The organism is Citrobacter sp. Cf125 (genome assembly GCF_030333935.1).
Classification (GTDB): Bacteria; Pseudomonadota; Gammaproteobacteria; order Enterobacterales; family Enterobacteriaceae; genus Citrobacter; species Citrobacter freundii.
Genome location: NZ_JAOWEY010000016.1, coordinates 269,236 through 283,650, shown reverse-complemented (window position 1 = coordinate 283,650; position 14,415 = coordinate 269,236). Strand labels below are relative to the sequence as shown.

Below are 14,415 nucleotides of genomic sequence, written 5' to 3'. Positions count from 1 at the left end.
CTTAAAGTTAAAGCAAATTATTATCAATTAGCGATACGTTGACTAAGCTTGCGTCCAGATCCTGCAATTTTCCGGAATGGCTCTGCTGTGTGTATTGATTCTTCCCATATCCACCAATCAATCCCGGGTCTGTCGGGCCATACAACGTAATATTGGGGCGATCCAAGGCGGCGGTTAAATGGCTGAGACCTGTATCAACCGACACCACAAACTTTGCCCCCGCCAGAATGCGAGCAACCTCTTCCAGACTCATTCGCGGCAGGACATCAACGTAGGGAAAACCTTCCGCCAGCCTTTTGGCGCGCTCTTCTTCATGAGGGGCGCCCCAGGGGAGTTTAATACGGATGCCCGTATTATTTAACAGCTCAATCAGCTCCCGCCAGTTGGCTTCTGGCCAGTGCTTATCATCACGTGTTGTGGCATGCAGAAATACGGCATATTGGCCTGTATCAGCATTACATTCATTCACAAAATGCTGAGCGATAGCGTAATCACCCTGCGACTGCGGTTTGGCATATCCCAGACTTTTGGCGAACAATTCACGCGTACGTTCTACCGCGTGCTGCTGTTTGGCAATGTGATGTTTGCGATTATAAAACAGGCTAGCCAGCGGCTCGCGGGCCGTACTCCAGTCCATACCATGCTTGACGCCACGTGCCAGACGCGTCACCAACGCCGCACTTTTAACCAGACCCTGCGCATCAATTATCGCGTCATACTGCTGCAAACGTACCGCATCGCGAAACACTTTACGCTCGGCTTTAATCGGCGCTGAAAACCAGGCTTTACGCCAGCGGCGAATCGCCACTGGGATGACCCGGTCAACGGCTGCATGCCAGGAAGGGATCTGCGCGAATCCTTCTTCCACCACCCAATCAAATTGAATACCCGGAATAGCCTGCTGCGCATCGGTTAATGCGGGCAACGTATGCAGTACATCGCCCATAGACGACGTTTTAACGATCAGAACCCGCATCCGTCAGGCTTCCTCTTGTAACAACAGGTCGTTGAGTTCTTCCAGTACACGCTGGGGTGTGATGTCAATCAGGCTTTGGTGATAGCCTTCTGCCGCATCGCCCTTGCGCACTTTGTGATAGCCCGTAATCAGACGAATGACCCGCGCTTTGTGCGACAACGGCGGGGTAAAGTCCGGACTACTTGGGCCATACAACGCTACCAGAGGTCGATTCAACGCTGCGGCAACGTGCATTAATCCAGAGTCGTTGGTGACGACCGCTTTGCAGGCGGCAAGCAGAATAACGGCCTGCTCCAGCTGCGTTTCGCCCGCCAGATTACGACACCAGGCCTGCTGCTCAACGCTTAACGTTGCCAGGATTTCATTTCCGGCTTCATGATCTTTTGCCGAGCCAAACAGCACAATCTGATGACCTTCGTCGATCAGCTGTTTTGCCAGTTCAGCATAATGGTAGTGTGGCCAGCGTTTCGCCGGACCAAATTCCGCACCTGGGCAAAAACCGATGATGGGGCGTTCGGCAGAAAGGGAGAACTGGCTACAGGTCAGAGACTTTTCACCTTCGCTGACCTGCAACTGTGGCCACAGCAGGGGTTGCGGCAAATCTTTAGCCGACAGCATCACGCCTTTATCGTAGGCCAGGGCCACATAGCGTTCGACCATCAGCGGCCATGCGTCTTTATCCAGCACGCGCGCATCGTTGAGCAGGCCGTAGCGCATTTCACCACGCCAACCGGTACGATGCGGAATACCTGCAAAAAAGGGCACCAGCGCGGATTTAAACGAGTTGGGCAGCACATAAGCGCGGTCATAGCGCTTCTCACGCAGGCTATGACCGAGCTTACGCCGTTCACCAATTTCCAGAGCGCCATGCCCAAGCGGCATCGCGATCGCTTCATTGACTTCCGGCATCCGCGATAACAGCGGACGGCACCATGCAGGTGCCATCACGTCGATTATCGCCTGGGGATAGCGCGCCTTGAGCGTGCGATAGAGACTTTGCGACATCATCATGTCGCCCACCCAAGACGGGCCAACCACCAGAATCCTCATAGATTGCCTGCCTTATGCGTCGCGGTTCAGCCAGGCCATATATTCCGTTACGCCTTCAGCAACGGTCTTAAATGGCTTGTCATAGCCCGCTGCGCGCAGGTTGGTCAGGTCTGCCTGAGTAAACGCCTGGTAGCGGCCTTTCAGTTTTTCCGGGAATGGAATGTACTCAATGCTGCCTTTTTTGTGGTACGCCAGCGTTGCGTCAGCAACGGCCTGGAAAGATTCCGCACGACCGGTACCGAGGTTAAAGATGCCTGATACTCCGTTTTCCAGGAACCACAGGTTTACCGCAGCCACATCGCCAACGTAAACGAAATCACGTTTGAAGTTTTCGCTGCCTTCGAACAGTTTTGGTGTTTCGCCATTGTTAAGCTGGGTATTGAGGTGGAAAGCAACGCTTGCCATGCTGCCTTTGTGGCCTTCACGCGGTCCGTAGACGTTGAAATAGCGGAAGCCAACAATCTGAGAGTTGGCTTCTGGCAGGATCTGACGAACGTACTCGTCGAACAGGAATTTTGAGTAGCCATAGACGTTCAGCGGTTTCTCATATTCACGGGATTCGATGAAATCAGAAGTGCGACCGCCATAGGTGGCGGCAGAGGACGCGTACAGGAACGGGATTTCACGCTCCAGGCAGTAGTGCAGCAGCTCTTTAGAGTATTGATAGTTGTTGTCCATCATATACTTGCCGTCCCACTCGGTGGTGGAAGAGCATGCGCCTTCGTGGAAAATCGCTTCGATATCGCCGAAATCTTCCCCGGCCATAATCTGGATCAGGAAGTCTTCCTTGTCCATGTAGTCAGCAATATTCAGATCCACCAGGTTAACAAACTTGGTGCCGTCTTTCAGGTTGTCCACCACCAGGATGTCGGTGATGCCTTTATCATTCAGGGACTTAACGATGTTGCTGCCGATAAAGCCCGCGCCGCCGGTAACGATGATCATAAATGTAACCTTCGAATTATGGAGTCAGAGACAATCTCAGACACGAATACTTTCTATCATATCACTACATGGCTCAGGCTTCAGCCATTCACCGATAAGCCGTGCGGGTACACGTGATTTATGCTTCATTTTGAAGAAGTGATGATGCGTCATCTCGTATCAACGTATAGCTTTGGGTAATATGTGCTGAAATTTGCCCAGTCTGGAGAATTGAAATGCGTGGGGATTTTTACAAACAGTTAACCAACGATCTCGACACCGCACGTGCGGAAGGATTGTTTAAAGAAGAGCGCATTATTACATCTGCCCAGCAGGCGGATATCACCGTGGCGGACGGAAGCCACGTTATTAACTTTTGTGCGAACAACTATCTGGGACTGGCTAACCACCCGGAGCTGATTGCAGCGGCAAAAGCGGGTATGGATTCTCACGGATTTGGTATGGCTTCGGTTCGCTTTATTTGCGGTACCCAGGATAGCCATAAGCAACTGGAGCAAAAACTGGCGGCATTCCTCGGTATGGAAGATGCCATCCTTTACTCTTCCTGCTTCGACGCCAATGGCGGCCTGTTTGAAACGCTGCTGGGCGCAGAAGACGCAATTATTTCCGATGCCCTGAACCACGCTTCTATCATAGATGGCGTTCGTCTGTGTAAAGCAAAACGTTTCCGTTACGCCAACAACGATATGGTGGAACTGGAAGCTCGCCTGAAAGAAGCACGTGAAGCGGGCGCTCGTCATATCCTGATCGCCACTGATGGCGTGTTCTCTATGGATGGTGTGATCGCTAACCTGAAAGGCGTTTGCGATCTGGCGGATAAATACGACGCGCTGGTCATGGTTGATGATTCCCATGCCGTCGGTTTTGTCGGCGAAAATGGTCGTGGCTCCCATGAATACTGTGACGTGATGGGTCGCGTGGACATCATCACCGGTACGCTGGGTAAAGCACTCGGCGGCGCATCCGGTGGTTACACCGCAGCGCGCAAAGAAGTTGTTGAGTGGCTGCGTCAGCGTTCCCGTCCTTATTTGTTCTCCAACTCACTGGCGCCAGCGATTGTTGCGGCCTCCATTAAAGTGCTGGAAATGGTTGAAGCAGGCAGCGACCTGCGCGACCGCCTGTGGGCGAACGCACGTCAGTTCCGTGAGCAAATGTCTGCCGCTGGCTTTACTCTGGCCGGTGCCGATCACGCGATTATCCCGGTGATGTTGGGTGATGCAGTGATCGCGCAGGACTTTGCTCGTGAACTGCAAAAAGAGGGGATTTACGTTACCGGATTCTTCTATCCGGTGGTTCCAAAAGGCCAGGCGCGTATCCGTACCCAGATGTCTGCGGCGCATACCCCTGAGCAGATTACGCGTGCTGTTGAGGCGTTCACACGCATTGGTAAACAACTGGGCGTTATTGCCTGAGGATGTGAAATGAAAGCGTTATCCAAACTGAAAGCGGAAGAGGGCATTTGGATGACTGACGTTCCTGAACCGGAAGTCGGTCATAACGATTTGCTGATTAAAATCCGTAAAACAGCCATCTGCGGGACTGACGTTCACATTTATAACTGGGATGAATGGTCGCAAAAAACCATCCCAGTACCGATGGTCGTTGGGCATGAATATGTCGGCGAAGTTGTTGGCATCGGTCAGGAAGTTAAAGGCTTTAAAATCGGCGATCGCGTTTCAGGCGAAGGTCATATCACCTGCGGACATTGCCGTAACTGCCGCGGTGGACGTACTCACCTGTGCCGCAATACGACCGGTGTCGGTGTAAACCGTCCGGGCTGCTTTGCGGAGTACCTGGTGATCCCGGCATTTAACGCATTTAAAATCCCGGACAATATCTCCGACGACCTGGCGTCTATCTTCGATCCGTTCGGTAATGCAGTGCACACGGCGCTGTCGTTCGATCTGGTTGGGGAAGATGTACTGGTGTCCGGTGCGGGTCCAATCGGTATTATGGCGGCGGCAGTCGCGAAGCACGTTGGCGCACGCCACGTGGTGATCACCGACGTTAATGAGTATCGCCTTGAGCTGGCGCGCAAAATGGGTATCACCCGCGCGGTCAACGTGTCGAAAGAGAATCTGACCGACGTGATGGCTGAACTGGGTATGACCGAAGGGTTTGATGTGGGCCTGGAGATGTCCGGGGCGCCGCCAGCGTTTCGCGCTATGCTGGACACCATGAATCACGGTGGCCGTATTGCTATGCTGGGTATTCCGCCATCTGATATGTCCATCGACTGGACGAAAGTTATCTTTAAAGGACTGTTTATTAAAGGTATCTACGGTCGTGAGATGTTTGAGACATGGTACAAAATGGCTGCACTGATCCAGTCTGGTCTGGATTTGTCGCCGATCATCACCCATCGATTCTCCATCGATGAATTCCAGCAGGGCTTTGACGCGATGCGTTCAGGCCAGTCAGGGAAAGTGATCCTGAGCTGGGATTAACCGTATCCACCCTGTGGATTCTGTGTGTTGTCCCCGGATGTTGATTATCATTAATCATCCGGGGCGTTTTTTGCCTGCACAATCTCCCCCGCCCGGCGCATTTTCCGCTAAAGAATTAATAATTTTTTCTGAAAATCTACCGCTTAATATGCTAAAAAGTGCCGATTACTCTATTGCCTGGCTGGATTTGATATGACCTATATCCCTGGTCTCCTGAGCGTCATTATGCCGCTTTACAACACGGGTGAACCGTTCATTGCGTGTATGGATTCGCTGATTGCGCAAACCTGGAAGAACCTGGAGATCATCATTGTTAATGATGGCTCTACGGATAACTCTGCGGAGCTTGCTCAGTCTTATGCGGATCGTTATCCACACGTTCATCTGCTGCACCAGCGCAATGGGGGCGTTTCGGCGGCGCGCAATACCGGGATGAAAGTCGCCAGGGGGGAGTACATCGCGTACGTAGACGGCGATGATATTGCCTATCCGGAAATGTATGAAACGCTGATGACTATGGCGCTGAAAGACAACCTGGATGTTGCGCAGTGCAACGCTGATTGGTGTATTGCGGAAACCGGCCACACCTGGGCATCCATTCCTACCGATCGTATTCGTTCTACCGGCGTGATGACCGGGCCAGACTGGTTACGCAAAGCGTTAGCCAGCCGCCGTTGGCGACACGTTGTCTGGATGGGCGTTTATCGTCATCAGACTATCCGCGACGCGGGGCTGACCTTCCTGTCTGGCCTGCATCACCAGGATATTATCTGGACGACGGAGTTTATGTTTAATGCGAAGCGCGCGCGTTACACGGAAATCCCTCTGTATAAATACTTCCTGCACGGCGCATCTGTTAGCCGTCTGCCGCGCACCGGGCTGAAAAATCTCGCTTACCAGCGCCACTACATCAAAATTACCCGTCTGCTGGATAAGATGAATCATGATTACGCCGGGCGCATTCCCATTTACCCGGAGTTCAAACAGCAGGTGATTTACGAAGCGCTACGCGTTTGTCATTGCATCCGTAAAGAACCGGACGAGAAAATCCGCCAGCGCATGATTGCTGAAGTATTCGTGTCGGGTATGTTCAAGCGTATGGTAAGCAATATTTGCAGCGTTAAGCTGGGTTATCAGGTGCTGTTGTGGGCCATCCGCTTTAGCCAGTGGCGCGATAAAGCACTGACGCCGCGCCGCCTGGCTCATTTAACGCTGGATAGCAAAGACTGATTATTGCCAGCCCTGCCACTGCAGGCGCATATACTGCACCAGCGTGCTTTGGCTAATGCTTTCGCCGAGCACGCTGAAGAAGCGGCTGGCGTACACCGGCTCTAACGGCTGCTTCGGTTTGCATAATTTCACCCCGCGGAAAGGATTACGCGGCGCATCAGGTATACCGTTCTTCGGTGGCGTGAGGTTTGGTCTGGAGGTATCCACCTGCGGTTCATTGAGCAGGCTGCTTGGGCGAACCAACGTGATGTCGGCTGGCAGGCTATACAGCATCTGCTGCAGGACACGAACCGTAGACGGGTGAGGATGGCCAATGGCGATTGCGGAACCGTTGCGGCGCGCCAGCTCGACGGCATGATTAAACTGACGGCGAATATCGGCTTCGTTTTGCGTGTCATCCAGGAAGACTTTGCGTTTGATGACTTTCACACCGGTCCCTGACGCTGCGCGCATTGCCTGGCTGTTACCAATGGTCATGCTGTCCAGGAAGTAGAGATCGTATCGCTCCAGCGCCTGCATCACCTTCTGCATGCCAAACAGGCTGGAGGTCATCGCGCTGCCCATATGGTTGTTCAGACCGACCGCATTCGGTACTTTGCTTACCGCGTCGCGAATAATTCGCTCAATCTCTTCGCTGCTCATTTCAGGGCGTAATGTATCTTTCTCTAACGGCTGCTTGCTCAGCGGCGCCATTGGCAGATGGATTAATACTTCATGCCCGCTGTTATGTGCTTTGATTGCCATTTCTCGTGCATGTGGGGCGTTAGGCAGAACGGCAACGGAGATGGTAGAAGGCATCGCCAGTACCTGGTTTTCAGTGTGTGGGCGATAGCCGAAATCATCAATGACGATGGCGAGTTTGCCAGCAAAAACAGGTGTTGCGAAGGCCAGCAGGCTGGCGAGAGAGAGTAGTAGACGACGAAATTGTTGTGGCAAAACTTATCTTCCCAACCACGGCTGTGGATTGACCGCCTGACCCTGGCGACGAATTTCGAAATAGAGTGCCGGCCTGCCCTGACCGCCGCTGCTACCCACTAGTGCTATAGGCTGCCCGGCGCGAACCTGCGTACCGACGCTGACCAGTGCGCTCTGGTTATAACCGTACAGGCTCATATCGCCTTTACCGTGCTCAACGACGACCACCAGGCCATAGCCCTGCAACCAGTCCGCCAGAATGACGCGACCATCGGCAATGGCTTTAACTTCGGTGCCTTCGGATGCGCCAATAACCATCCCCTTCCAACGTAGCTCACCCTGCAGTTGTTCGCCATAACGATGTAAGGTTGGACCCCGAACGGGCCAGAATGCCTGGCCGCGTGGCGAACCCAAACCGCCGGTACGTGACATCAGAGATTTTTCACTTTCGGTCGGTTTGTAGGTTGAGCCTTTCCGTGATGCATCCTGTTGCTTATCGCGTACGGCTTGCGCCTCGCGGGCTTCACGTTCCGCGCGTGCTTTGGCTGCGGCTTCGGCGCGAGCAATGCTGTTGCGCAGGCGCGATTCGTTGGCGCGCATTTCGCCCAGTTGCTGTTGACCCTGTTGAATCGATGATTCCAGACTCGAAAGCGTTTTCTGGCGTTCGTTACGTGCCTGTTCCAGCTTAGCCTGCTGAGCGCGCTGTTCGTACAGCAGGGTCTGCTGTTCGCTCTGCTTATCTTCCAGCTCGGCTTTTTGCGAGTCGACTTCTTCGCGGGTTTGTTTCAGCTGCGCGATAGTTTCTTGCCTCGCCTGGTTCAGGTAGCCGAAATAGGCTTGCAGGCGCTGTCCGCGCTGGCTTTCTTCGCCGCTAAGGATGAGCTGAATACCGGTGTGTTCACCCTGGCGAAACGCGGCGTCTAACTGGGCTGCCAGACTGCGCTCTTGCGCTGCTCGTTGCTTTTCCAGCTTCGCGAGTGCTGCGTTCATCTCTGCAATTTGCGCGTTCAGTTGTGCCAGTGAGTTCTGCGTTTCGCGTAACTGCCTTGCGGCAACGGCGATGGCTTGTTCCTGAGCTTTAAGCTGAGCGAGGAGAGTGGAACGTTGTTGTTGCTGTTGGCGTACCGCGCGTTCTTTTGCCGCGATATCGGCCTGAATAGATTTGAGCTGGTCGCGTTCGTCCGCGTGGGCGGAAAAGGCGCACAGCAATACGCCAGCGCTAAGCGCGCTGGCGTAGAACAAGGGCCTGACTGAAAACTTACGCGGTTTCACGGCCCGAGTGATGGTATTAATCGCCTTTCCCCTCATGGGGAGGGATTATTCCACGATGAACAGCGGCTTACCAGTCATCTCTTGCGGGATTTCCATACCCATCAGCGTCAGCATCGTTGGGGCGATATCAGAAAGTTTGCCGCCTTCGACTGCTTTGACGTTCTTACCACCGACATAAATCAGCGGAACGGGCAGGTTGGTATGTGCAGTATGTGCCTGACCGGTGGACGGATCACGCATCTGCTCTGCGTTACCGTGGTCTGCGGTGATCAGCAACTGGCCGCCAACGGACTCAACCGCTTTAGTCACCTGCTCAACGCAGTGATCCAGCGCTTCAACCGCTTTAACCGCTGCTTCCATCACCCCGGTGTGACCAACCATGTCGCCGTTCGGGTAGTTACAAATGATGGTGTCGTATTTACCGCTCTCAATCGCTGCAACCAGCTTCTCGGTCAGTTCAGCAGAGCTCATTTCCGGCTGCAGATCGTAGGTCGCAACTTTCGGAGAGTTGATCAGGATGCGGTCTTCGCCTTTGAACGGCTCTTCTACGCCGCCGTTGAAGAAGAAGGTCACGTGCGCATATTTTTCAGTTTCGGAAATACGCAGCTGCGTTTTTTCGTTCTTCGCCATCCACTCACCAAAGGTGTTGGCCAGAGAGGCTGGTGGGTAAGCAACCGCAGTTTTGATGTCTGCCGCGTATTCGGTCAGCATCACAAAGTTGAGGTTAACGACTTTCTTACGGGCGAAGCCGTCGAAATCAGCGTTAACAAACGCACGGGTGATTTCACGCGCACGGTCAGCACGGAAGTTCATGAAAATCAGCGTATCGCCATCTTCCATAGCAGCATCTGCCTGACCTTCGGCACGGATCACGGTCGCTTTGACGAATTCGTCGTTTTCGTCGCGGGCATAAGCAGCCTGCAGACCTTCAACCGCCGTAGCGAACTGGAACTCGCCCTTCGCCAGCGTCATCAGATCGTAAGCCTGTTCTACGCGATCCCAACGGTTGTCGCGGTCCATAGCGTAGTAACGACCGATGATGGACGCTACGCGGCCTTTGCCCAGCGCGGCAAATTTCTCTTCGAATTTCTGCAGTGAATGTTCAGCGCTGCGCGGCGGGGTATCACGACCATCAAGGAAAGCGTGCAGATAGATTTTTTCAGCGCCGCGTTCAGCGGCCATTTCTACCATCGCCATGATGTGATCTTCGTGGCTGTGAACGCCGCCAGCAGAGAGCAGACCCATGATGTGTACCGCTTTCCCGGCATTTTTTGCCTGGTCGACCGCATCGGTCAGCACCGGGTTAGCGAAGAAAGTACGTTCTTTGATTTCAACGTCCAGACGGGTAAGGTCCTGATACACGATACGGCCCGCGCCCAGGTTGACGTGACCCACTTCGGAGTTGCCCATCTGGCGATCGGGCAGGCCGACTTCCAGACCGGACGCATCAATCAGGGTATGCGGACGTTTTGCCCACAGCGCATCCATTACCGGGGTTTTAGCACTAAAAATGGCGTTATCCTGGCTGTCTTCGCGATAGCCGTAGCCATCCAGAATTACCAGTACCATAGGTTTTTTAGAAACCGACATTGCGACAACCTCACACTCAAGAGATAAAAAATAATTGCGTAATTTTACTACAGCTGAATCGATAAAGTAGCCCCCGAAGATCAAATAATGGGGGATCGCGTGCCAGGGGGAACACCGATTTACATTTTTTTTTCCGTAGCGCCCCGCAAAAATGCAATCCAATGCACGCTCTGGCTGTATTTGCGCCAACGCGCAGGTATACTCCTTTCCTGGTTTTTTTAATCACTGAGTCGGGAGTTGTTACCCCCCATGCAAGAAATTATGCAATTTGTTAGTCGCCACCCTGTCTTGAGTATCGCCTGGATTGCGTTACTGGCGGCTGTATTATTTACCACGTTTAAGAGCCTGACCTCAAAAGTGAAGGTGATTACTCGCGGCGAAGCTACACGTCTCATCAACAAAGAAGACGCCGTTGTTGTGGATTTACGCCAGCGCGACGACTTCCGCAAAGGCCATATCGCAGGCTCCACTAACCTGCTGCCGAGCGAAATCAAAGCCAACAATTTTGGCGAACTTGAAAAACACAAAAACAAACCTGTGATTGTGGTTGATGGTTCAGGCATGCAGTGCCAGGATTCAGCAACTGCGCTGATTAAAGCCGGTTTTGAGCAAGTATCCGTACTGAAAGACGGCGTAGCGGGCTGGAGTGGTGAGAATCTGCCACTGGTTCGCGGCAAGTAATTTACCCATCTTCTTTCATGCCGCAGGGTAAAAAGAACACTGGAGATAAGTCATGGCCAATATTGAGATCTACACCAAAGCAACCTGCCCGTTTTGCCATCGCGCAAAAGCGCTGTTGAACAGCAAGGGTGTGAGTTTCCAGGAGCTTCCGATTGACGGCGATGCCGTAAAGCGTGAAGAGATGATCAAGCGCAGTGGCCGTACGACGGTTCCGCAGATTTTTATTGATGCACAGCACATTGGCGGTTGTGACGACTTGTATGCGTTGGATGCGCGTGGTGGACTGGATCCCCTGCTGCAATAAGGCGTACTGAAAGTATTTAAAGGACAACACTAAGGGTTTTCTAAACATGTCAGAACAAAATAACACTGAAATGGCTTTCCAGATCCAACGTATCTATACCAAGGATGTGTCTTTCGAAGCGCCAAATGCACCGCATGTTTTCCAGAAAGATTGGCAGCCAGAGGTTAAACTTGATCTTGATACCGCATCTACCCAACTGGCAGATGACGTGTATGAAGTAGTGCTGCGTGTCACCGTAACGGCTTCCCTGGGTGAAGAAACTGCGTTCCTGTGCGAAGTTCAGCAGGGCGGTATTTTCTCCATCAGCGGTATCGAAGGGACTCAGATGGCGCATTGCCTGGGCGCATACTGCCCGAACATTCTGTTCCCGTATGCCCGTGAATGCATCACCAGCCTGGTATCACGCGGTACGTTCCCGCAACTGAACCTTGCGCCGGTCAACTTTGATGCGCTGTTCATGAACTATTTACAGCAGCAGGCTGGCGAAGGTACTGAAGAACATCAGGATGCCTGATGAACCAAAGTAATGCTTCAATGACTGTGATTGGTGCCGGCTCGTACGGCACCGCTCTTGCCATCACCCTGGCAAGAAATGGCCATCAAGTTGTCCTGTGGGGCCATGATCCGAAACATATCGCGACCCTTGAGCACGATCGCTGCAACGTCGCGTTCCTCCCTGATGTGCCTTTTCCCGAAACGCTGCGCCTGGAAAGTGATTTAGCCACTGCGCTGGCCGCCAGTCGTAATATCCTGGTGGTGGTGCCGAGCCACGTCTTTGGCGAAGTGCTGCGTAACATCAAACCGCTGATGCGTCCTGACGCACGACTGGTCTGGGCGACAAAAGGTCTGGAGGCGGAAACGGGGCGTCTGCTGCAGGACGTCGCGCGTGAAGCGCTGGGGGACTCAATTCCACTGGCGGTTATTTCCGGCCCGACGTTCGCCAAAGAGCTAGCTGCGGGCATGCCGACGGCGATTTCTCTGGCCTCGACGGACGACGCCTTTGCTGACGATCTCCAGCAGTTGCTGCACTGCGGCAAAAGCTTTCGCGTTTACAGCAACCCGGATTTCATTGGCGTGCAGCTTGGCGGCGCGGTGAAAAACGTCATTGCGATTGGTGCGGGGATGTCTGACGGCATCGGTTTTGGCGCGAATGCGCGTACCGCATTGATCACCCGTGGACTGACCGAAATGTCTCGCCTTGGCGCGGCGCTGGGTGCCGATCCTGCCACCTTTATGGGGATGGCGGGTTTAGGCGATCTGGTGCTGACCTGTACCGACAACCAGTCGCGTAACCGTCGTTTTGGCATGATGCTCGGCCAGGGTATGGACGTGCAGGGCGCGCAGGACAAGATTGGTCAGGTGGTTGAAGGCTACCGCAATACGAAAGAAGTTCGTGAATTGGCGCACCGTTTTGGTGTCGAGATGCCAATAACCGAGGAAATTTATCAAGTATTGTATTGCGGAAAAAACGCGCGCGAGGCAGCATTGACGTTATTAGGTCGTGCGCGCAAGGACGAGCGAAGCAGCCACTAGCCCTAGGGAACCGTTTCAATCTAACGACCCGACCCGCGAAGAACGGGTCGGTCGTTTTGCTACCTTCTGGAGTACGCAATGCCGTGTGAAGAACTGGATATCGTCTGGAAAAACATTAAAGCGGAAGCCCGGGCACTGGCGGAATGTGAGCCAATGTTGGCCAGTTTTTACCACGCAACGCTGCTCAAGCATGAAAATCTCGGCAGTGCGCTAAGCTATATGCTGGCGAATAAACTCGCTTCTCCAATCATGCCCGCCATTGCGATTCGCGAAGTCGTGGAAGAGGCCTATGCCGCCGATCCTGAAATGATTGCCTCAGCGGCCTGTGATATTCAGGCGGTACGTACGCGTGACCCGGCTGTCGATAAATATTCCACCCCACTTCTGTACCTGAAGGGTTTTCATGCGCTTCAGGCCTACCGTATCGGTCACTGGCTGTGGCATCAGGGGCGTCAGGCGCTGGCGATCTTCCTGCAAAATCAGGTGTCCGTTACCTTCCAGGTAGACATTCATCCGGCGGCAAAAATTGGCCGTGGGATTATGCTCGATCACGCAACCGGCATTGTGGTCGGTGAAACGGCAGTGATTGAAAATGATGTCTCTATTCTGCAATCCGTCACGCTAGGCGGGACCGGTAAAGCCGGCGGCGATCGTCATCCGAAAATTCGTGAAGGTGTAATGATTGGCGCGGGAGCAAAAATTCTCGGCAACATTGAAGTCGGGCGCGGCGCGAAGATTGGCGCAGGTTCCGTGGTTTTACAACCGGTACCCCCGCATACCACTGCGGCAGGCGTACCTGCACGCATTGTCGGTAAGCCTGACAGCGATAAACCGTCTATGGATATGGATCAGCATTTCAACGGGATTCATCATACTTTCGAATACGGTGATGGCATCTGATTTCGAGCTATGCCCGGCGGCGCAGTGCTTACCGGGCCTACAAATCTCGTAGGTCGGATAAGGCGTCAGCCGCCATCCGACAAAAATCAACTACGCAATACCGCGCCGGGATAACCTAACTGGCGCCAGGCCTCATACACCACCACCGACACCGCATTTGACAGGTTCATGCTGCGACTGTCTGGCATCATCGGAATTCGAATTTTTTGTTCGGCTGGCAGCGCGTCGAGGATGCTGGGTGGCAGACCGCGAGTTTCCGGGCCAAACATCAGATAATCCCCATCCTGATAGCTTACTGCGCTATGCGCTGGCGTACCTTTGGTGGTCAGGGCAAACAGACGTTGCGGATTTTCTGCGGCGACGAAGCTGGCGTAATCAGGGTGGCGCAGCACGGCGGTAAACTCATGGTAATCCAGCCCCGCGCGACGCAGGCGCTTGTCGTCCCAGGTAAAGCCCATTGGCTCAATAATATGCAGACGAAAGCCGGTGTTGGCGCAAAGACGGATAATATTGCCGGTATTTGGCGGGATTTCTGGTTCGAATAAAACGATGTTAAGCATACTGCCCCCTTG

15 protein-coding genes are annotated in these 14,415 nt (G+C 53.5%); 8 read left to right on the top strand and 7 right to left on the bottom strand.

The genetic code is table 11. The annotated features are described in order from the left end of the window. Positions 1–7: 7 nt before the first annotated feature. The 3 genes from rfaC to rfaD are packed head-to-tail and all read right to left on the bottom strand — an operon-like array spanning position 8 to position 2,971. Positions 8–976, bottom strand: coding sequence for a lipopolysaccharide heptosyltransferase RfaC (gene rfaC, locus OGV89_RS02480; RefSeq protein WP_003844539.1), 969 nt, complete (start codon positions 974–976; stop codon positions 8–10). Positions 977–979: 3 nt separating this feature from the next. Further along, a complete protein-coding gene (gene rfaF / locus OGV89_RS02475) occupies positions 980–2,026 on the bottom strand; it encodes an ADP-heptose--LPS heptosyltransferase RfaF (protein ID WP_003837632.1) in 1,047 nt (348 codons plus the stop codon). Positions 2,027–2,038: 12 nt separating this feature from the next. Next, positions 2,039–2,971 carry an ADP-glyceromanno-heptose 6-epimerase gene (rfaD, locus tag OGV89_RS02470; RefSeq protein ID WP_003827312.1) on the bottom strand — a complete coding sequence of 311 codons (933 nt, stop codon included), beginning with the start codon at positions 2,969–2,971 and terminating at the stop codon, positions 2,039–2,041. A 215-nt stretch (positions 2,972–3,186) separates the two neighbouring features. On the opposite strand from rfaD, the gene kbl reads away from it, so the two are divergent. From kbl to OGV89_RS02455, 3 genes are all read left to right on the top strand, one after another. Then, positions 3,187–4,383 (top strand): glycine C-acetyltransferase, encoded by a 1,197-nt coding sequence (gene kbl, locus OGV89_RS02465; RefSeq protein WP_003837635.1) that lies wholly within the window; start codon positions 3,187–3,189, stop codon positions 4,381–4,383. Positions 4,384–4,392: 9 nt separating this feature from the next. Beyond that, positions 4,393–5,418 carry an L-threonine 3-dehydrogenase gene (gene tdh / locus OGV89_RS02460; protein WP_003024132.1) on the top strand — a complete coding sequence of 342 codons (1,026 nt, stop codon included), beginning with the start codon at positions 4,393–4,395 and terminating at the stop codon, positions 5,416–5,418. A gap of 192 nt (positions 5,419–5,610) precedes the next feature. Continuing rightward, entirely contained in the window at positions 5,611–6,648 is a 1,038-nt protein-coding gene (locus tag OGV89_RS02455) for a glycosyltransferase (protein WP_003844540.1), read from the top strand. Here the strand turns inward: OGV89_RS02455 and OGV89_RS02450 are convergent, their stop codons facing one another. Genes OGV89_RS02450 through gpmM form a run of 3 tightly spaced genes read right to left on the bottom strand, consistent with a single transcriptional unit; the run spans position 6,649 to position 10,425 of the window. Further along, positions 6,649–7,584, bottom strand: coding sequence for a divergent polysaccharide deacetylase family protein (locus OGV89_RS02450; protein WP_003844541.1), 936 nt, complete (start codon positions 7,582–7,584; stop codon positions 6,649–6,651). Positions 7,585–7,587: 3 nt separating this feature from the next. Then, positions 7,588–8,847 carry a murein hydrolase activator EnvC gene (gene envC / locus OGV89_RS02445; protein WP_229235822.1) on the bottom strand — a complete coding sequence of 420 codons (1,260 nt, stop codon included), beginning with the start codon at positions 8,845–8,847 and terminating at the stop codon, positions 7,588–7,590. Positions 8,848–8,880: 33 nt separating this feature from the next. Beyond that, positions 8,881–10,425 (bottom strand): 2,3-bisphosphoglycerate-independent phosphoglycerate mutase, encoded by a 1,545-nt coding sequence (gpmM, locus tag OGV89_RS02440; RefSeq protein ID WP_003837640.1) that lies wholly within the window; start codon positions 10,423–10,425, stop codon positions 8,881–8,883. A gap of 249 nt (positions 10,426–10,674) precedes the next feature. Between gpmM and OGV89_RS02435 the strand changes: the two genes are divergently transcribed. The 5 genes from OGV89_RS02435 (at position 10,675) to cysE (ending at position 13,843) form a co-directional block, all read left to right on the top strand. Continuing rightward, a complete protein-coding gene (locus OGV89_RS02435) occupies positions 10,675–11,106 on the top strand; it encodes a rhodanese-like domain-containing protein (protein WP_003024148.1) in 432 nt (143 codons plus the stop codon). Positions 11,107–11,158: 52 nt separating this feature from the next. Then, positions 11,159–11,410, top strand: a complete 252-nt coding sequence (gene grxC / locus OGV89_RS02430; RefSeq protein ID WP_003844542.1) for a glutaredoxin 3 — start codon at positions 11,159–11,161, stop codon at positions 11,408–11,410. A gap of 46 nt (positions 11,411–11,456) precedes the next feature. After that, on the top strand, positions 11,457–11,924 hold the full coding sequence (secB, locus tag OGV89_RS02425; RefSeq protein WP_003024155.1) for a protein-export chaperone SecB: 468 nt from the start codon (positions 11,457–11,459) through the stop codon (positions 11,922–11,924). Further along, on the top strand, positions 11,924–12,943 hold the full coding sequence (gene gpsA / locus OGV89_RS02420; protein ID WP_003024157.1) for an NAD(P)H-dependent glycerol-3-phosphate dehydrogenase: 1,020 nt from the start codon (positions 11,924–11,926) through the stop codon (positions 12,941–12,943). Before secB ends, gpsA begins: the two co-directional genes overlap by 1 nt. Before the next feature lie 78 nt (positions 12,944–13,021). Beyond that, positions 13,022–13,843 (top strand): serine O-acetyltransferase, encoded by an 822-nt coding sequence (gene cysE, locus OGV89_RS02415; protein WP_003024160.1) that lies wholly within the window; start codon positions 13,022–13,024, stop codon positions 13,841–13,843. 86 nt (positions 13,844–13,929) lie between these two features. Here cysE and trmL read toward each other — a convergent pair whose 3' ends face one another. After that, positions 13,930–14,403: a tRNA (uridine(34)/cytosine(34)/5-carboxymethylaminomethyluridine(34)-2'-O)-methyltransferase TrmL gene (gene trmL, locus OGV89_RS02410; protein ID WP_003024163.1), complete on the bottom strand. Its 474-nt coding sequence runs from the start codon at positions 14,401–14,403 to the stop codon at positions 13,930–13,932. Positions 14,404–14,415 lie beyond the last annotated feature (12 nt).